Source organism: Halorubrum gandharaense, assembly GCF_054654575.1.
Window position 1 is genome coordinate 448,804 of the sequence record NZ_BAAIET010000001.1, and the last position, 17,439, is coordinate 466,242.

Below are 17,439 nucleotides of genomic sequence, written 5' to 3' on the forward strand. Positions count from 1 at the left end.
GTTCGGATCGACCGCGTCGCCCCGGACGCCGTTCGACGGCGTGCTCGCCGACACGTAGTCGTCTACAGCCGGATCGGCGAACGCTTGGCGCGTCGGTCGAGCGCGGCGAGCGACCCGTTGGCTGGAACCCGGCTCACCCCTCGACGGCGACCGGCTCGGCTTCGTCGTACTTGTCACGGAACTCGCCGATAAGCTGGCCCATCTGGGCGTACCAGTCGTTGAGCATCCGCTGCATGTCGTCGGCGATCTCGTCGGGGTCGGTCGGCTTGTACACGTGGTAGTAGCCGCCCTGTTCGTAGTTGATCTGCTCCTTCCGGATGAACCCGGTCTGGAGCAGTCGCTGGATCGAGCGGTACGCCGTCGAGCGCTCGCGGTCGACCGCCTCGGCGATCTCGTCGACCGTCAACGGCTCCTCGCTTTCGACGAGCACGCTGAAGCACTCCTTATCGAGCTCCGTGAGGCCGTGGAAACACTCCAGTAACCCCTCACACTCCATGTCCTCACGGAGCATCTCACTCATTGACCGGCTCATTATGCTTCCCAATAGGTCGTCCGCGAGTAAAAGTATTTGCAAGAATTGCACAATACCGCCCCGAGCGTGTCGCATCGACCGGCGAGGCTCCGAAAATGCGTGCAGTCTGGCGGTTGGTATGTACAACGGTGTCGTTGCCGTTGATCACGTGGCGAGGGGATGCGGTCTCGTCCCGACGGTGAGACGTGGGTCGCCGTCACGGAACGAGCCGGCCGCCGGGCGCTCCCCCGACAGATCAGTGACTCCCGTCCGGAAGCGGCTCGGCCCCGCCCGTGGTTCGCGTCGCGTGGAACGCCTTGTACAGGACCAGCAGCGCGACGACGAACGACGACCCGACGAGCAGGAGCACGCTGACGAGGTCGAGCGCTCCCGTTCCCAGCCAGTTTGCGAGTTCGCTGAGCGCGATGCCGACGCTCGCGAACACCATCAGCAGGCCGAAGGAGACGATCACGTCGTGCTCCTCGACCATCGTGGTCGCCGCGGAGCCGAGCCGCGCGCCGAGCGCGCTCCCTACGAGGAGGAGTCCGACGACCGTGAGGTCGACGCTCCCGGACATCCCGTAGGTGAACGTGCCGAAGGCTCCCGAAAAGAGCCCGGCGAAGAGACTGGTTCCGACGGCGGCGGTGAGCGGCGTGCCGATGACGTAGTGGATCGTCGGCATGCGGATGAACCCGCCACCGACGCCGATGAGCCCGGAGACGACGCCGACGATCCCGCCGGAGCCCCCGATCGTCCACAGGGAGGCACGCCCCCCCGAGGACAGCGAAATCATTGGGGGGACGTCGTGCGACTGAATCCGCTGTGCAACAGGGGGGATCTCCTCGTTGCCGACTTCCTCGTCCTCGACGCCCCTTCCTTCGCCGCCGGCGTCCGCATCGACAACGTCCTCGTCGGCACGGTTGTACGCGCGTCGCAGGAACAGCGCGCCGATCCCGCCGAGCAGGAGCACGTAGGCGACGCCGGTCACGAGCCCGGCGACGCCGAGCGCCTCCAGCCCGAACACGAGCCGGCTCCCGAGCTCAATCCCGATCGAGAGCACGACGAACAGAACGGCGCCGAGCTTGTAGTCAACCTCCCCGACGTCGGAGTGTTTCAACACGGCGATCACGGACGTGCCGAAGTAGAACGCCAGCCCGCTCCCGATCGCCACCGACGCGGGGTAGTCCAAGAGGAGCAACGTCGGTGTGACGAGAAACGACCCACCCATCCCGAAGAAGCCGAACAGCACACCCACCATGAAGCCGAAGCTGACGAACAGGACGAGCAGCCCGAGGCTCAGTCCCAACAGCTCCATCGATTACGCTTCCGTGACTGCTTCGATGACCGGCGTTATCGCACGTTCCAGGACCGCGTATCCGACGTACAGTGCGACTGCGATGGCGAGGATTGTACCGACGAACGTGGCCCCTTGAGTTGCGCCGGGCTGGACCACCGACTCGATCATCGCGCTTCCTCCACGGGAGAGTGTAGTAGTGTGTCCATCATGCGATTCTACGTAGCCACATCTACTCATGGGGTGTGTATAATGCTTATGGGCAGATAATACAATACTATTGAGCACTATCCGATGGAAAAGCAATGCGGATATACACATAACGTATAGAAATGCAACACATACTCACGGCGGTTTACACGACTGTGAGGCGATCGGCAGTACCCCGCTCGGAATGAATGGCTGGTCTCATGATATGCGGTCGACTGAAGACGAGGTTGTTCCAGAGTTTATATTGTTCTAATTACACAATATCATGTTGATGGCTCGGATGGTGGTTATGAAAGCCGTACTCGCCACGGACCTCTCGGCAGCCAGCGAGGCGACCATCGAAAACGAAACCCGTCTCGAGCGTCCGGGGCGCATCGGCGTCCCGTGTTGGGGAGGTGGCCGGGTTCGTGAAGGGACCATCGTGTCGAGAGACACGCCGATTCACGGAAGCGAACCGACGCGGTGGGGTGGTGGTGGATGGTCAGGCCCGGTGTCACTGCGGAGGCCAGTCAGCGTGGTGGGGAGAACGCTCTATGACTCGCTCACCGCGGCCACGTCGAACGTGACGCCGGCGAGCGCTTCGCTCAGCTCCCAGAGGCGCTCGGCAGCCTCGGGGTCGTGTGAAGCGTCGCTGGAGGACTGTTTCTCCGGCGCGCCACGAAGGCTCATGAGCCCGCCCGGGCCGTAGTAGGCGCCGCCTTCGAGGCCGGGAGCGGTCGCCGCGTACAACAGCGGGCGGGCGCCGGACTCGGCCGACTGCCCGAGGACGGCGTTCGCGACGCGCATGGCCGCGTAACCGAGCCGCGACCCGGTCTCGCGTGGCCCACGGAACTGGAGGTCTGTGTCGGCGTAGCCGGGGTGACAGGCGACGCTCAGCGTGTCCTCGACGCCGGCGGCGTCCAGCCGGCGCTGGAGCTCGTAGGCGAACAGGAGGTTCGCCAGCTTGCTTCGTCCGTAGGCGGACCACTTCCCGTACGACTCCGCGTCGTCGAGCGCGTCGAAATTCGGCTCGCCGGTTCGGTGCGCTTCGCTGGCGTGGGTGACGACCCGCGTCTCGCCGTCGGTCGCCACGATCCGGTCGAGCAGGTGTGCGGTCAGCGCGAAGTGGCCGAGATGGTTGACGCCGAACTGTTTTTCGACGCCGTCGTCGGTTTCCTGGTAGGGGATCGCCATCACGCCGGCGTTGTTGCAGAGCACGTGCAGCTCGTCGTACGCCTCACGGACGCCGTCGGCGAACGCCCGCACGGACTCAAGCGACGCGAGGTCACACTGGCGTACGTCGAGCGTCGCCCCCGTGCCGTCCGGGAGGCGGTCGCGTATCTCGCGGGCCGCCGTCGCGCCGCGGTCGAGACTCCGGCACGCCATCACGACCGTCGCCCCCTTCCGGGCGAACGCCGTCGTCGCCTCGTACCCGAGTCCGGCGTTCGCGCCCGTCACGACGACCGTCTTTCCCGAACAGTCCGGCATCCGCTCGGCCGTCCACGAGGTTCCCATCGTGTCAACCGTGGTGGCCCACCACCTTAGGGGCACCGTCGGGTTGGCACGCAAAAACGCGGTGCCGTTATCTCTGAAATCTGTTATAAATTCCAGACCCACAATATAATGATATTTCTGGATCTAGCCTTCTGAATCACGCCGTCAACACAAATTAGTAGCTATAAACAGCTTATAGGGAGTATATACAGAGAGATAGCCTATTGAATGACTGACGATACCCCGGTAAACGACAACCGGGGAATCGTCGATCGTTCTTCGTCTCTGTAATCAGAAATCACGAAACAGTTGCGCTATAGTGGCTGAAATCAGCTGATGGCTATTACTGTTGCATTGATTAGGTCACTGTATGATGAGTGTGACGCCGTCCAAACAGTTCAAATATGTACATATGTACGATATTTATCTATTGTCGGTTCATCCGCTAGCGACCCCCGATTATCTCGGGGGGTCCGCAGAGAGGGACGATCGAAAAATGGGGGAACCGTGCGCGGCTACTCGGCGTCGTTCGCCGCCTCGTCGAGCAGCATGATGGCGCCGCCGAGCAGCGCGGCGTTTTTGAGGAAGTTGATCTTGTTCGCGTGCCGCTCTTTCCCCTCCATGTTCCAGAAGTCGTGGATGCCCGGAGAGGTGCCGAGGAAGAACACGATGAGCGCGCCGGCGGACGCCCGCGGGAACTTCCAGAGCAGGATCCCGAGGTTTGCGACGAACAGCATCCCCGTGACGAACGGGACGAGTACGTCCGGCATCGGGACGCCCTTCTGCTCTGCAACCTCGACGCGCTTGTCGTTGTTCTTGAACCCGTCGACGGCCATGTACGCGAGGACGCCGCTGTACAGCAGGCGACCGAGTGCCGAGGGCGGCCCGCCGGAGTCGGAGTCCCCCATCAGACCACCTCGATCCGGCTGACGTTCGCGGATATCCGGCCGACGGTCTCGTACTCGCCGTCGTTCGTCCGGCGCATGATCCGGCCTTCCACGTCGTCGCGCTGCTCCGGCACGTCGAACAGTCCGGACCCGCAGATCACGTCGTCGTTGTACACCGCCCACGTCTCGATGATCTCGTGTGGCTCGCCGGGGAAGGGCACGCGCTCTAGGTCGCGACAGAAGTTGGTGGACTCGAACAGCGCCACCTCGTGGTCGTCGTTCACCCACGCCGGCGGCGCCTCCTCCCCGCCGCTGAAGAAGACGGTGCCGTCGTGGACGAACACCCGCCGGATGTACGAGAGGTCGTTCCCCTCGTCGACGCGGGTCCAGGAGTCGCCGGCGTCGGTCGTCCGCCAGAGCCCGCCCTCGCCGACCGCGTGCCCGAGCCCGAGGTTTTCGAGGTTGTGGTCGAGGTAGCCGGTCGTCGCGAGCCACACGTCCTCCGAGATGGGGAGGATCTGGTGAATGTCGTCGACGATGGTGTCGCGACGGTCGACCCACGTTTGGCCGCCGTCCTCGCTGAGGTGAATGCCGCCGGCCTCGACGCCGGCGATCAGCTGCTCCGGTCGCCCGGGGACGGTTTCGAGCGCGCGGAGGCGTGCGTAGTGCGGGTCGATGGGGGACTCCCAGTGACCGCGCGAGGGAAGGTCGCGAAAGCCCTTGCACTCGCTCCACGTTTCGCCGCCGTCGACGGAGCGGAAGATGTATGGGTCGTTCGTACCGGCGTACAGCGCGCCGTCGGCGGTCGCGAGAATCGACCACACCTCGCTCGTTCCTGCGTGCCAGAAGCGGTCGCCGAGCGGTACCTCGAGATCCTTCCAGGTGTGCCCGCCGTCGAGCGAGCGATACGCGCCCGACGTGGACGCCACGAACACGCCTTCCGTGTGGTCCCAGGACTTGACTGCCGTGACGACCTCACAGTCGAGCACCTGCTCCGGGTCGTCGCGCTCGAACGGCACCTCCTCGACACGGTACAGACCATCGTCTGTGCCGATCAACAGTGGCATATGGTGTGTGTCGTCGTGACGCATGATAAAACTTTACTACCCTGTACGGCGGACTCTCAAGACGACACCGGTGCCCGGATCCCCGACACTCCGACGCGAGGCGTTGGCGGAGGCGGAGCCGGCCCCACACATCACGATGACCTCACCACACCCAACGAAACGACCGACGGACGCGGCGTACATGGACGAGCCGGAGCCCGACTATCCGACGGAGCTGTTGAATCTCCCCTGGATCGACGCGCACAACCACGCGCACACGCTGTCGTGGGACGACCGCGAGCGCTACGCGCTCGCCGGCTGTCGCTCGATGGTGATGGTCGCGTCCGGCTACCACTGGACCCCCTATAAGCCCGTGCAGGCCGACGATGTCCGGTTCCTCTGGGACGACGCGATCAACCGGCGCGCGGCGATCGAGCGGAACCACTTTTTCGAAGCCAAGCTCGGCCTCGGCGTCCACACGGGCGTCCGGATCGAGAACCCCGACGAACTCCTTGAGGCGATGGAGGAGTACGTGGCACTTGACGAGGTCGTCGCCGTCGGCGAAACGGGCGTCACCCCGACCCAACACGCCGCAAGCTGGGAGCTCAAGGAGCAGCGGGCGGTCGTGGAGGCACAGATGGCGCTCGCGGACGATCACGACCTGCCGGTGATCCTCCACACGCCGAACCAGTCCGGCGGATCGGGTCGCTCCTACCGAGACGATGTCGGCATTCCGGGCTACGAGAAGAACACGGGGCTCGGACAGGATTCCGTCATCGACGCGGAGAATCCCGCGCTCGAAGCGGTCCGGATCGACGTTGAGGCCGCCAACGACGCCGGCCTCGACGAGGAGCGCGTCGTCGCCTCCCACGCTGACAGCAACAACACGGCGTACCTGATGGAGGAGACGGACTGCTATCTGAGCTACACCATCGGCCACTCGTGGCTGATCGGCGTCGACGCCGCCGACGTGGCTGACGCCATTGACGAGTACGGCGCCGACCGGATCCTCGTCGACACGGACTGTGCGAACGTGCTCCGAACCGACCCCTACGCGCTCAAGCGGGAGATCTTCGAGCTCTACCGCTACGGCATCGATGTCGACGATATCCGGACGGTCGTGTACGAGAACCCGAAGAAGATCTTCGGGCTGGCAGAATAGTTCGTCGACGGCGGACCGCCCGCCGTCGCTGTTTTATCTCCGGTTTCAGTCGTCGGAGTCGAACGCGAACTCGTTGGTGAGCTCGCCGACGCCCTCCACGCCGATCGTGACGCTGTCGCCGTCCTCCAGCAGCACGGGCGGCTCGCGGTAGACGCCGACTCCCGGCGGCGTGCCGGTGAACAGCAGGTCACCGGGGTTCAGCGTGAACGCCTGACTGCAGAAGGAGACCAGGTCGTCGATGCCGAAGATCAGGTTGTCGGTCGACGACTCCTGGAGTCGTTCACCGTTGATCTCCGCCCAGATCTCGAGGTCGTGAGGGTCGGGAACCTCGTCAGTCGTCACCAGCTCCGGTCCGGTTGGCGCGAACGAGTCGAGGCTCTTGCCTCGCACCCACTGACCGTCACCGTGCTGCAGGTCACGCGCCGACACGTCGTTCCCGACGGTGAAGCCGGCGACATGGTCCATCGCGTCCTCGGGATCCACCCGACGGGCCTCCTCGCCGATGACGGCGACCAGCTCCGCCTCGTAGTCCACTTTCTCCGTGAGATTCGGGTCCCACGAGACGGTGTCCTCCGGGCCGGCCACCGATGTGGGGAACTTCGAGAACAGCACCGGCTCGTCCGGGATCGGGTTGTCACCCTCCTCCGCGTGGTCGCGGTAGTTGAGCCCGACACAGACGACCTTCTGGGGGGTCGATACGGGGGCGTGTCGCTGCAAGTCGTCGGCGTCGCGGAGGCCGACGCCGGTCTCGGTCGCGTACTCGACGGCGAGCTCCGCCTTCCGGCGCCACTCCCAATCGTCGAGCAGGTCGACCGTGGACGGGCCAATATCGACGCCGGCGGCCTCGCCGGCGGTCGGCAGGTCGACCACGTCGCCGTTCTCGGTCCGGACGCCGCACCAGGCCGACTCCTCGTCGTCGCCGCTGAATTGTCCAATGCGCATGTGTGAGTTCGTGTGAAATTGTGTGTGGGTGTTGGTTAAAAGGGCTGGTTGCGGCAGCTAGAGCTCGATGCCGGATTCCTCGACCAGTCGCTCGCCGGACGCGACGAAGCGGTCGAACTCCTCGGTGACCTTGTCGGTGGTGAGCTCGCCGTCGCGCTTCTTCGGCTCGCCGTCGACGAGGACGGTGTCGATGTGCGAGGAGTCGGCCTGGAACACGACCGTCTGGATGGGCGAGTGGGAGGGGGCGGTCGTGAAGTGCGTGGCGTCGATGGTGATGATGTCGGCGCGCTTGCCGGGGGTGAGGGTGCCGATCTCGTCTTCCATGCCGAGCGCCTTCGCACCCTCGATCGTCGCCATCTCCAGCGTGTCGCGGGCGGTGATGCCGATATCCGTGACCTCCTCGTCGTTTTCGAGGATCCGCTGATTGTCGAACATCCGCTGGACCTGCAGGCCGATCCGCATCTGGCTGCGCATGTCGCCGCTGATGTCCGAACAGACGTCGACGCCCCACGCGGGGCGGCCGCCGGCCTCCAGCACCTTTCCGGTGACGGGAATGCCGTGGCCCATCTGCATCTCGACTTCCGGCGTCGACGAGAAGGAGACGCCCTGTTCGACGGCGTAGTCGACGTCCTCCTGGGAGAAGTGGTTCCCGTGAGCGACGTTGATGTCAGGACCGAGTTCGTCGCGGAGACAGCCGAATCCTTGGTACTCGTCACCGTACACTGACGAGGGCCACACCGTCGCGCCCATGTGGATGGTTGCGAGGGCGTCCATCTCTCGAGCCAGCTCCAGGTCGCTCAGGGCAGTCTCGTTGGTACAGAAATCCGGTCCCCGGAGGCCGATCGCCAGACTGAGCAGGTCGTCGTCGCTGATTTTCTCCTCGTGGAGTTCGCGGATGTTCGCTTCCGGGAGCCCGACATCGCTGTTGTACCACCACTTCGCCGAGTCGTCGCCCGGCGGGCCGTACGTGTACACGGCGCGCAGGCCGGCGTCCTGCAGCGCGTCGACGGCGCGCTCGCCGTGTTCGAGCGTGTTCGGGTACGACCAGTCCAGGGCGGTCGTCGTCCCCGTGTAGAGCTTTTCGAGGGCGCCGAAGAGCCCGCCGAGGTACATGTCCTCTGGCTGGTAGAGCCCGGTGATGTTGCCGAGCATGTGGTCGAAGTACTCGTTCATCAGCGACCAGTCCCCGGCGATCCCCCTGACCTGGGTCTGTGCGAGGTGGATGTGCGAATCGACGAAGCCAGGGAGGACGATCTGTCCTTCCGCGTCGATGACCTCCGCGTTCGATGCCGAGAGCCCGTGGCCAACTTCCAAGATTTCGCCGTCCTCGATCAGCACGTCGGCGTCCTCCAACGTCCCGATGTCGGGATCGAGGGAGATGACTGTCCCATTCTGGATGATCGTCCGTGTCATGTTCGTTGGTACCGTTCGGCTAAGAGGTTAAAAGTTTACTGCATGGTAAAGAGGTAATCCGTCCTATATGTAGGGATCGGCTTAAGGCGGTCGTGTACCCAGAACCAGTATGACCGGGTCCGACGAAACGGCCGACACGCGGGAGGTGATCATGGAGGCGACGTTCCGCGCGTTGAGCAAACAGGGCTACACGGACCTTCGACTGCGTGACATCGGCGAGGAGATGGACCTGACTCGACAGGTGATCCACTACCACTTCGACGGCAAGTACGACCTGATGTCCGCGTTCCTCGACCACGTCATCGACCAGTACGAGGGGAGCGTCGTCGTCGACGACGACGCCGGCCCGCGCGCCGAGCTCGACGCCAGAATCGACCAGTGTCTGTTCGGCCCCGAGTTCGAGGAGTTCGGGCACTGGGACCGGATGCGGGTGTACCACGAGCTGTACACGTACGCCGGCGCCGACGAGGACCACCGCGAGACGTTCAACGACCACTACGACCGCATCCGCGACGGGATCGTCCAGGTCGTCGAGCGGGGCATCGAGACCGGCGAGTTCCGCGAGGTCGACGCCGAGCGCTTCGGCCAGCTTGTCACCGACATCATCCACGCAGCTCGCGGGCGGCGACTCGCGCTCGGCCACGAGGACGCTCCCACCGAGGCCCGCCGCGCGATCGACGAGTTCGTCCTTGAATCGCTGTACGCGGACCCCGACGACGCGACAGTCGGCGAACCGGACTCCGACGGTGCGCTCGACGGCGCGCGCTAATGAGTGGCTACTCGTCGTCGGCAGGCACCAACCGCGGCGATGGCTGCCCGTCCGCGCGCAGCTGGTGGCTGCCCCCGAAGGTGACTCTGTCACCGACGGCCACTTCCTCATCACCTACCTGTCCGACCAGCGACACCTCCCCGAACCGCACAATCGCCAGCGGGTTCGGCGACCGCACGTCCGGTGGCGTCGTTCGGACGGTCGTCGTCGACACCACTTCGCCGCTGCCGAGTGCGTACGTCGTCGCGTCCGTCCCAGCACAGTCCGGGCAGTGATGTCGCGTGTAGTACCACTGCGCCTCACAGTCGTCGCAGGCGAAGGCGTGGTCGATCGGGACTTCCGACCTGCGGCCGGACGCCTCCGCAGCGTCTGCGGCGTCCGCGTCACCAGACGAATCCGTGTCGCTCATGCACGCAACACCGTACAGACGCCGTTGTTTCCGAACCCGGCCACGTTGATCGCGATGCCGGTCGAGGCGTTCTCGACCCGTCGCTTTGGCGGGGCATCCCCGCGAAGCTGCCAGACCAACTCGACGATCTGTGAGACGCCCGTGGCGGCAATCGGATGGCCTCGTGCCTTCAGTCCGCCGCCGGGGTTCACTGTGAGCGTGCCGTCGAGTTCGGTCTCGCCGTCGAGCGTCGCCTGCCACGCCGTCCCGCGGTCGTAGAAGCCGAGCTCCTCCAACTCGAGAAGCTCCAGCACGGTGAACGCGTCGTGGATGCAGGCCACATCGATGTCGTCGGGCGTCGTCGACGCGTCATCGAAGGCCCGCTCGCCGGCGAGCCGCACGCTTTTGAGGTCGAGCGGATCGTCCCTCGCGGCCACCGCGTGCGTGCCAGTCGCGCTCCCCGTTCCGGCAACCTGCACGCCGCCCTCCATGTTCTCCCGGGACAACACGATGGCGGCCGCACCGTCAGTCATCGGACAGCAGTCGTACAGCCGAAGCGGGTCCGCGACCGGCGGCGACGCAAGCGCTTCGTCGACGGTGACCTCTTTCCGAAACTGGGCGAACTCGTTTCGGGCGCCGTTCGCGTGGTTCTTGACGGCAACCGCCGCCAGCGCCTCCCGTGGCGCCTCGTATCGGTCGAGGTACGTGCTGGCGGCGAGCCCGCCGAACGCGGGCAGGGTCACGCCCTGTTCGTACTCGCGGTCGTGAACGAGCCGGCTGATCGCGTCCGTGACGGTGCGCGTGTCGGCAGCCGACATCTTCTCGACCCCGACGACGACTGCCACGTCGGAGTCACCGCTCGCCACCGCCTGGATGCCGCGATGACACGCGCTCGCACCGCTTGCACTCGTGTTCTCGATACGGTCGGTCGCGGCTCCCTCCACGCCGGCGGTCGATGCGAGGGCGTTCGCGATGCCCGTTCGACCGCCGAGCGCATCGCCGAGGGCGTTCGCCACGTGTAACGAGGTGACCGCCTCGCGCCCGTGTGGCGAGTCCGTGAGCGCGCGGTCGACGGCCGCCGTTGCGAGGTCGAGCACTGACCCGTCCGCTTCGCTCTCGAAGGGCGTCATCCCGACGCCAGAAATCTGAACCCCGGTCATCGGGTCAGACCTCGTCGTCGCCGAAGACGCCCAGCCGCTCCAGTTCGTCGATCTCCGACTCGGAGTAGCCGTGTTCACGGAACACGTCGCGATTGTGCTCGCCGAGCAGCGGCGGGGCCATCTCGAACCCGCTGTCCGCGTTCTCGAATTTCAGCGGGTGTTCGATGACGGGAACCGATCCGAGCTCCGGGTGGTCGATCTCCGAGATGGTGCCGCGGGCGTCGATCTGCGGGTTATCGAGCGCCTCGTCCACGTCGTACACGGGCCCCGCGGGCACGCCGGCGTCCTCGGCGATCACGGAGATCCACGTCTCCGTCGTCTCCTGCGTGAGCGTCGACTCGATCTCCGCTTCCAGTTCGTCGAGGTGGTCCACCCGGTTCGCGTTCTTGGCGAACCGCGGATCGTCGACCAGGTCCTCGCGGTCGATCGCCGTACACAGCTCTCCCCACAGCTTCTCGTTGAGGATGCAGACGTTGATGTAGCCGTCCTTGGTCTCGAACGTCTGATACGGGGCCAGTACGGGGTCTTTCGTCCCCATCCGCTTCGTCTCCTCGCCGGCGAACACCATCCCCGCCTGTTTGGTGAGCCACGGCAGGGTAGCCTCCAGCATGCCGAGGTCGATGTACTCGCCCTCACCGGTTTGTTCGCGGCGATACAGCGCCGTCGTGGCACCGAACGCTGCCCACATCGCGGTGATCAGGTCCGTCATCGGGAGCCCGACCTTCGCCGGCTGGCGCCCCTCTTCACCGGTGACGCTCATGATGCCGCTCATTCCCTGAATGAGCAGGTCGTACCCCGAGCGTTCCGCCCACGGCCCGGTCTGGCCGAACGCGGAGATGGCGAGGTAGATGAGGTCGTCGTTGTGCTCCGAAAGCGTCTCGTAGTCGACATCGAGGCGCTCGGCGGTGCCGGGCCGGAAGTTCTGGATGAAGATGTCCGTCTCCTCGACGAGCTCGTAGAGCGCCTCCTTGGCGTCCGGGTTCTTCAGATCGAGCTCTATGCTCTTCTTCCCGTAGTTGAGCGTCCAGTAGTACGGCGACTCTCCCTGAATGAACGGCGGGCCGGAGTGTCGGATCGCGTCCCCGTATCCCGGCTGTTCGATTTTGACGACCTCGGCTCCCTGATTCGCCAGCATCGCTGAACAGAATCCTCCCGTGACGAACGTCGAGAGATCGAGCACCGTCACGCCCTCAAGGATCTTGCCGCCCGTCTGCTCGGTTCCGTCCTCGTTCATGCAGCTCCCCCACCGTCCTGCGTCCATGCTGTGTCTTGGCGTATCATAGTTCGGTCGCGGCACGGCAAGTCAGCCGACTCTTCGGATGACTCGCTGTCCGCTGGCTTCCGTGCGAAAACGTGGTCGTGTCATGTAGTAAAACTACCGCCGGTCCGACCGTCCCGGTCCGGTGGCGTCGTCGGGCGTCGACGGGCGTCGACGAGCGCCGACGAGCGCCGCCGAGCGCCGCCGAGCGCCGGCGGCGTCGGTTGCGGACTGGGGACCCGTCCCCCCTTACGTGTGTTCGATGTGGAGCTCCAGCTCGTTGACGGCGGCGAGGACGGCGTCCGGAAGCTCGTCTTCCAGCCGGTCTCTGCGGAGTCTGGTCGCCGGCCCGGAGACGCTAAGCGCGCCGATCACCTCGTCATCGTGGCCGCGGATGCACGTGCCGATCGCGTGGACGCCCTTCGTCGACTCCTCGAGGTTCAACCCGTAGCCGCGCTCCCGGATGGCCGCCAGATCCTCCCGGAGCGCGCCGGCGTCGGTGACCGTGTTCGGCCCCATGGACTCGAACTCGAAGTCGTCGATGAGTGCGTCGAGCACGTCGTCATCGAGATGTGCGAGGATCGCCTTGCCCGCCGCGCTCGAATACAACGGCCCGCGGCGCCCCATGTGCGCACCCGTCTGGACGCGACTCTCTCCCGTCTCGGTGTACACGTACACCCGCTCGTCGCCCTCGCGGACGATGAACTGCGCACGCTCGCCGGTCTCCTCGGCGAGCTCGTCGGTCTTCGACTTGATCATCTGGTACGCAGGGATCGCGCGCTGGAGATTGCCGCCGATCGTGAGAAACTTGAGACTCAGCCCGTACCGCTCGCCGTCCTTGACGACGTAGCCGCGCTCCTGAAGCGTGAGCAGGTGGCGATGGGCGGTGCTGCGGGCTAACCCGAGTTTGGCCTGTACCGCTTCAGGAGGCATCGGGCCCTCCTCGAACAGGAGATCGACCACGTCGAGGCTCGTCTCCGTCGTCTTCACCGTCGAGGCCGGCGTGTCTGTCATGTGCTGTTTTATGACTCAATACTTATAAGCGTCTCGTATATTCGGATCTGAAACAATAATCAGCTGATAAGGACACGACGAGATCGCGTGTATTTGTGAAATTCATCCCGGATACGTAGAAATATCTCTATCCAAGGAGGACTATCAGAATAAAACGGGTTCAGGGGGTACCGAAAGTAGTCGCACGGCGGTCATGACTATTTGCCAATCTGTTACAAAACTACATACGTAATGAAACCCGTCGCGTAGCAGAATCACGCCCGTGACGTACCGTGACTGGGACGATCGAACCAGCGGTTGGCTCGATCGACGGCGGTCGCGGGATCGTCGATCCCGCTTACAGATCGCTATTCTAATATCTCCGAGTCCGGAAACTACTGGTAACATGTTATAAGGGGCTCGAAACTCTCGATCGAGATGAGTCCCACTATCTGGGATATCTTCAACGATCCGGCATGGCTCTCGCCTCGTAGCGGGAATCAGGAGGCTCGAACGCTGCCTTCCGAGACCTCCACGAGCGCTGTGCGCCAACCGGCGAGGAAAACGGAATGTAGGGGCGCAGAACGGGTACACCGGGATGGCCGGAAGGACTACCCCAACATGAACATTTATGTAGGTTCATTATTATTGGTTCACTATGTCACATCGTGGCAAGAGCAGTAGGCGGACCATCCTCAGACGGGCGGGAACTGGTGTATTGGGCGTGACCTCGGCATCCGTGCTGGCCGGCTGTGCGGACGACGAGAACGGCGATAACGGCACCAATGGTGGTGACGAGGGAAGCGGCGCCGACACCATCGGCGCCGATACGGACGACGACGCCGTCGGGATCGGGTTCCTCATCCCCCAGACGGGCGTGTTCGCGGCACAGGGCGAGGCGATGGAACGCGGCGCCGAAACGACCCTCCACCACATCAACGAGGAGCTCGGCGGCATTCTCGACCGGGATGTCGAGGGCTTCATCGCGGACACCGAGGGGGATCCGGGTCAAGGCCGCGACATGGCTCGCCGGCACGTCGAGACGAACGAGGTCGACGTGCTCATCGGCGCAGTGTCGGGTGCGGTCAACCTCTCCATCGCGGACTACGCGCACGACGCCGGCGTCCCGTACTTCGCGTACGGCGGCCCCGAGGAAGTCACCGGCTCCGAGTGCCGTCCGACGACGTTCCGCTACCAGTACTCCGACAGCCAGATCGCCCGCACCGGCGCACAGTGGGCGCTGGAGAATCTGGGTGAGAACGTGTGGATCCACATCGCGGACTACGCGTTCGGCCAGTCGATCAGCCGTGAGTGGCAGCAGGCCTTTGAGGACACCGAACTGGACTACAACATCGTCAACGAGACGCAGACGCCGCTCGGACACGACGACTTCTCCGCGACGCTCTCGGAGATCCAGACATCCGACGCCGATTGGGTGTTGCAGGGGTTCAGCGGGTCCGATGCCGTCAACTTCCTGAGTCAGGCGGAGCAGTTCGGGCTTGAGCAGGACATCATGAGTACGACGAACACCTACCAGCCGCTGCGGGAAGGTGCCGGCAACTCGGCGGTCGGGACGTACACGACCGTCCGGTACGAGCCGTCCTACGAGAGCGAGGAGAACGAGCGACTGATTTCGTTACACGAGGAGCTTCACGGGCGTCCGCCGACGGACTTCGGCCAGGTTATCTGGAGCAGCTTGAATCGGTACGCCGAAGCCGCGGAATCCGCCGGAGAGATCGACACGTCGTCGGTGATCGACGCGCTGGAGGGGCTCGAAAGCGAGGAGCCGATGGGGTCCGCAACCATGCGCGAATGCGACCACCAGGCGCTACGCGATGGGTACGTTGGCCGGATCACGGAGACTGACGAGCACGACTGGCCCGGCCAAGAAATCGTCGCCCAGCTCCCTGCAGCGGACGTGACGAGGGACTGTGCGGAAACCGGCTGTGAGATGCCTGACCGCTGATGGAGGCTGCCACGACGCTCGCGGGGATGGACCCAGTGCTCGCGTTCACCAGCGCCGAACAGCTGACGTTCCTGTTGTTGAACGGGCTGGCGCTCGGGATGTTGTACATCCTGATCGCCTCGGGGTTCGCCGTCATCTTCGGGATCACCGACGTGCTCAACTTCGCGCACGGGGCCTTCTACATGCTCGGCGCGTACCTGACGCTCGCGGCAGTCGATCTCACCGGCAGTTTCTTCGTTGCCCTGATCCTCGGTCCGCTGTTCGTCGCCGGTCTCGGCGTCGTCACTGAGCGGCTCACCCTGTCGAACATCTACGACCGGTCGCCGCTGTATCACGTCCTCATCACGTTCGGCGTGCTGCTCGTGTTGACCGAGCTCGTCGAGATCGTCTGGGGAACGGGGACGCAGTTCTTCGAGACCCCGGAGCTGCTCGCCGGCGCGACGCAGGTCGGGCCGGTGTTCTACCCGCAGTACCGGCTGTTCACGATCGTGGCGGGTGCCGCCATCGCGCTCATTACGTGGTTGTTGATCCGGTACACGACGTTCGGGTTGATCCTTCGTGCCGGCGCGCAGGACCAGCGGACGACCCGTTTAATGGGTGTGAACATCAAGACGTACTACACCGCCACCTTCGCGCTCGGCACGTTCCTCGCGGCGATCGCCGGCGGGCTGGCGGCCCCCTTCCTGAGCGTCAACCCCGAGATGGGCAACGGCGCGCTCATCATCGCGTTCGTCGTCGTGGCGATCGGCGGGCTCGGGAGCTTCGCCGGCGCGATCGTCGCCGGCCTCCTCGTCGGCTTCACGCAGGCGGCGGTGGACACGTTCATCCCCCAGCTGTCCGGGTTCGTGTTCTACCTCCTCCTACTGGGCGCGCTGCTGCTCAAACCGGAGGGAATCCTCGGCGACTACGAGATCCGCGAACACGCCGCGAAGCTGTCGTACGACGAGCGGATCCCGCCCGTGCCCCTCACCGACCGCCGCGTGCTCGCGCTGCTCGCCGGTCTCCTGTTATTGCCGGTCGTCGGGCTCAACACGTTCATGAGCTCGTACGGCATCGGGCTGGTCGCCCTGATGTTCGTCTGGGGCATCCTCGCTCTCAGTCTCGACACGGTCACTGGCTACACCGGGCTGATCTCGTTCGGCCACGCCGCGTTCTACGGCGTCGGCAGCTACGCGGTGGCGCTGACGACGCTACATGTCACCAACTCGTTCCTGCTCGCGACGGCGACGGCGATCGTCGTCGCGGGCGCCATCGCGTGGGTCGTCGGTGCCATCTCCGCGCGGCTCTCCGGGCTCTACTTCGCGGTCATCACGTTCGCCATCGGACAGCTCCTCTACGAGCTCTCGGTGACGTGGTCCGGGCTCACCGGCGGGAGCAACGGGCTCCCGATAGACCGTGTACAGCTGCTCGGCGTGGTGGACGTCTCCGAGACGGTGACGTTCTACTACGTCGCGCTGGTGATGCTCGTCGGCTCGTACTACGTCGCAAAGCGGGTGATGGACTCGCCGTTCGGTCTCCAGCTGCACGCGGTCCGGGAGAGCGAGCGGCGCGCGGCGTTCCTCGGCTACGACACGAACAAGGCGAAGCGACGGATCTTCGCGCTCTCCGGTGCGATCGCCGGCGTCGCCGGCGGGCTCTTCGTGACGCTCCAGACGTTCACGAGTCCCGAAACGCTGTACTGGGTCGTCTCCGGTGACGCGCTGTTCGCCATGATCCTCGGCGGCGTCGGCACGTTGTACGGACCGATCATCGGCGGTGCCGTGCTCGTCGGGCTCGACCAGGTGCTCACCATCCACTTCGACCACTGGCGGATGCTGCTCGGACTCGTGTTGATCCTCATCGTGCTGTTCGCCCCGCGCGGACTGGTGAGCTTCTACGGAATCGCTCGAGACCTCGTCGGCGATTCTGAGACGCCGCCGGGCTCGGAGGCGAGTGCATCCGGTGTGGACGACGAGGGAGGGAACTGA

16 protein-coding genes and 1 pseudogene are annotated in these 17,439 nt (G+C 64.7%); 5 read left to right on the top strand and 12 right to left on the bottom strand.

Features of this window, described 5'->3' with window-relative positions:
* Positions 1-133 precede the first annotated feature (133 nt).
* The 3 genes from ACYQ07_RS02175 to ACYQ07_RS02185 form a co-directional block, all read right to left on the bottom strand.
* Complete coding sequence (locus ACYQ07_RS02175; protein WP_459876745.1) at positions 134-532, bottom strand: helix-turn-helix domain-containing protein; 399 nt, start codon at positions 530-532, stop codon at positions 134-136.
* A 235-nt stretch (positions 533-767) separates the two neighbouring features.
* Complete coding sequence (locus ACYQ07_RS02180; protein ID WP_459876748.1) at positions 768-1,826, bottom strand: sulfite exporter TauE/SafE family protein; 1,059 nt, start codon at positions 1,824-1,826, stop codon at positions 768-770.
* A 3-nt stretch (positions 1,827-1,829) separates the two neighbouring features.
* Complete coding sequence (locus tag ACYQ07_RS02185) at positions 1,830-1,976, bottom strand: DUF7512 family protein (protein ID WP_459876750.1); 147 nt, start codon at positions 1,974-1,976, stop codon at positions 1,830-1,832.
* A gap of 328 nt (positions 1,977-2,304) precedes the next feature.
* Between ACYQ07_RS02185 and ACYQ07_RS02190 the strand changes: the two are divergent.
* Positions 2,305-2,397, top strand: a pseudogene (locus ACYQ07_RS02190) (universal stress protein); the annotation flags it as partial.
* Between the two features lie 149 nt (positions 2,398-2,546).
* On the opposite strand, the gene ACYQ07_RS02195 reads toward ACYQ07_RS02190, so the two are convergent.
* From ACYQ07_RS02195 to ACYQ07_RS02205, 3 genes are all read right to left on the bottom strand, one after another.
* Positions 2,547-3,509: an oxidoreductase gene (locus ACYQ07_RS02195; protein ID WP_459876753.1), complete on the bottom strand. Its 963-nt coding sequence runs from the start codon at positions 3,507-3,509 to the stop codon at positions 2,547-2,549.
* A 494-nt stretch (positions 3,510-4,003) separates the two neighbouring features.
* Complete coding sequence (locus ACYQ07_RS02200; RefSeq protein WP_459876756.1) at positions 4,004-4,396, bottom strand: DoxX family protein; 393 nt, start codon at positions 4,394-4,396, stop codon at positions 4,004-4,006.
* The gene (locus tag ACYQ07_RS02205; protein ID WP_459876759.1) at positions 4,396-5,442 is read right to left on the bottom strand and encodes a WD40/YVTN/BNR-like repeat-containing protein; all 1,047 of its coding nucleotides are present in this window, start codon (positions 5,440-5,442) and stop codon (positions 4,396-4,398) included. Before ACYQ07_RS02205 ends, ACYQ07_RS02200 begins: the two co-directional genes overlap by 1 nt.
* A gap of 136 nt (positions 5,443-5,578) precedes the next feature.
* On the opposite strand from ACYQ07_RS02205, the gene ACYQ07_RS02210 reads away from it, so the two are divergent.
* Complete coding sequence (locus tag ACYQ07_RS02210) at positions 5,579-6,583, top strand: TatD family hydrolase (protein WP_459880192.1); 1,005 nt, start codon at positions 5,579-5,581, stop codon at positions 6,581-6,583.
* 45 nt (positions 6,584-6,628) lie between these two features.
* Here ACYQ07_RS02210 and ACYQ07_RS02215 read toward each other — a convergent pair whose 3' ends face one another.
* Both ACYQ07_RS02215 and ACYQ07_RS02220 read right to left on the bottom strand, forming a co-directional pair.
* Positions 6,629-7,525 carry a fumarylacetoacetate hydrolase family protein gene (locus tag ACYQ07_RS02215; protein WP_459876762.1) on the bottom strand — a complete coding sequence of 299 codons (897 nt, stop codon included), beginning with the start codon at positions 7,523-7,525 and terminating at the stop codon, positions 6,629-6,631.
* Between the two features lie 57 nt (positions 7,526-7,582).
* Positions 7,583-8,938: an amidohydrolase family protein gene (locus ACYQ07_RS02220; RefSeq protein ID WP_459876765.1), complete on the bottom strand. Its 1,356-nt coding sequence runs from the start codon at positions 8,936-8,938 to the stop codon at positions 7,583-7,585.
* A 109-nt stretch (positions 8,939-9,047) separates the two neighbouring features.
* On the opposite strand from ACYQ07_RS02220, the gene ACYQ07_RS02225 reads away from it, so the two are divergent.
* Positions 9,048-9,707: a TetR/AcrR family transcriptional regulator gene (locus tag ACYQ07_RS02225; protein WP_459876768.1), complete on the top strand. Its 660-nt coding sequence runs from the start codon at positions 9,048-9,050 to the stop codon at positions 9,705-9,707.
* Positions 9,708-9,714: 7 nt separating this feature from the next.
* Here ACYQ07_RS02225 and ACYQ07_RS02230 read toward each other — a convergent pair whose 3' ends face one another.
* From ACYQ07_RS02230 to ACYQ07_RS02245, 4 genes are all read right to left on the bottom strand, one after another.
* Positions 9,715-10,116, bottom strand: a complete 402-nt coding sequence (locus ACYQ07_RS02230; RefSeq protein ID WP_459876772.1) for an OB-fold domain-containing protein — start codon at positions 10,114-10,116, stop codon at positions 9,715-9,717.
* On the bottom strand, positions 10,113-11,255 hold the full coding sequence (locus ACYQ07_RS02235; RefSeq protein ID WP_459876775.1) for a thiolase family protein: 1,143 nt from the start codon (positions 11,253-11,255) through the stop codon (positions 10,113-10,115). Before ACYQ07_RS02235 ends, ACYQ07_RS02230 begins: the two co-directional genes overlap by 4 nt.
* 4 nt (positions 11,256-11,259) lie before the next feature.
* Complete coding sequence (locus ACYQ07_RS02240; RefSeq protein ID WP_459876778.1) at positions 11,260-12,489, bottom strand: CaiB/BaiF CoA transferase family protein; 1,230 nt, start codon at positions 12,487-12,489, stop codon at positions 11,260-11,262.
* Between the two features lie 273 nt (positions 12,490-12,762).
* On the bottom strand, positions 12,763-13,527 hold the full coding sequence (locus ACYQ07_RS02245) for an IclR family transcriptional regulator (RefSeq protein WP_459876780.1): 765 nt from the start codon (positions 13,525-13,527) through the stop codon (positions 12,763-12,765).
* A gap of 703 nt (positions 13,528-14,230) precedes the next feature.
* On the opposite strand from ACYQ07_RS02245, the gene ACYQ07_RS02250 reads away from it, so the two are divergent.
* Positions 14,231-15,472 (top strand): ABC transporter substrate-binding protein, encoded by a 1,242-nt coding sequence (locus ACYQ07_RS02250; RefSeq protein WP_459876783.1) that lies wholly within the window; start codon positions 14,231-14,233, stop codon positions 15,470-15,472.
* A complete protein-coding gene (locus ACYQ07_RS02255) occupies positions 15,472-17,439 on the top strand; it encodes an ABC transporter permease (RefSeq protein WP_459876786.1) in 1,968 nt (655 codons plus the stop codon). The genes ACYQ07_RS02250 and ACYQ07_RS02255 overlap by 1 nt, the downstream gene beginning before the upstream one ends.

What these genes read in the sequence shown, in the direction of transcription:
- ACYQ07_RS02175 (WP_459876745.1), bottom strand. Translation starts at nt 532, where the DNA reads ATGAGCCGGTCAATGAGTGAGATGCTCCGTGAGGACATGGAGTGTGAG.
- ACYQ07_RS02180 (WP_459876748.1), bottom strand. Translation starts at nt 1,826, where the DNA reads ATGGAGCTGTTGGGACTGAGCCTCGGGCTGCTCGTCCTGTTCGTCAGC.
- ACYQ07_RS02185 (WP_459876750.1), bottom strand. Translation starts at nt 1,976, where the DNA reads ATGATCGAGTCGGTGGTCCAGCCCGGCGCAACTCAAGGGGCCACGTTC.
- ACYQ07_RS02195 (WP_459876753.1), bottom strand. Translation starts at nt 3,509, where the DNA reads ATGGGAACCTCGTGGACGGCCGAGCGGATGCCGGACTGTTCGGGAAAG.
- ACYQ07_RS02200 (WP_459876756.1), bottom strand. Translation starts at nt 4,396, where the DNA reads ATGGGGGACTCCGACTCCGGCGGGCCGCCCTCGGCACTCGGTCGCCTG.
- ACYQ07_RS02205 (WP_459876759.1), bottom strand. Translation starts at nt 5,442, where the DNA reads ATGCCACTGTTGATCGGCACAGACGATGGTCTGTACCGTGTCGAGGAG.
- ACYQ07_RS02210 (WP_459880192.1), top strand. Translation starts at nt 5,579, where the DNA reads ATGACCTCACCACACCCAACGAAACGACCGACGGACGCGGCGTACATG.
- ACYQ07_RS02215 (WP_459876762.1), bottom strand. Translation starts at nt 7,525, where the DNA reads ATGCGCATTGGACAATTCAGCGGCGACGACGAGGAGTCGGCCTGGTGC.
- ACYQ07_RS02220 (WP_459876765.1), bottom strand. Translation starts at nt 8,938, where the DNA reads ATGACACGGACGATCATCCAGAATGGGACAGTCATCTCCCTCGATCCC.
- ACYQ07_RS02225 (WP_459876768.1), top strand. Translation starts at nt 9,048, where the DNA reads ATGACCGGGTCCGACGAAACGGCCGACACGCGGGAGGTGATCATGGAG.
- ACYQ07_RS02230 (WP_459876772.1), bottom strand. Translation starts at nt 10,116, where the DNA reads ATGAGCGACACGGATTCGTCTGGTGACGCGGACGCCGCAGACGCTGCG.
- ACYQ07_RS02235 (WP_459876775.1), bottom strand. Translation starts at nt 11,255, where the DNA reads ATGACCGGGGTTCAGATTTCTGGCGTCGGGATGACGCCCTTCGAGAGC.
- ACYQ07_RS02240 (WP_459876778.1), bottom strand. Translation starts at nt 12,489, where the DNA reads ATGAACGAGGACGGAACCGAGCAGACGGGCGGCAAGATCCTTGAGGGC.
- ACYQ07_RS02245 (WP_459876780.1), bottom strand. Translation starts at nt 13,527, where the DNA reads ATGACAGACACGCCGGCCTCGACGGTGAAGACGACGGAGACGAGCCTC.
- ACYQ07_RS02255 (WP_459876786.1), top strand. Translation starts at nt 15,472, where the DNA reads ATGGAGGCTGCCACGACGCTCGCGGGGATGGACCCAGTGCTCGCGTTC.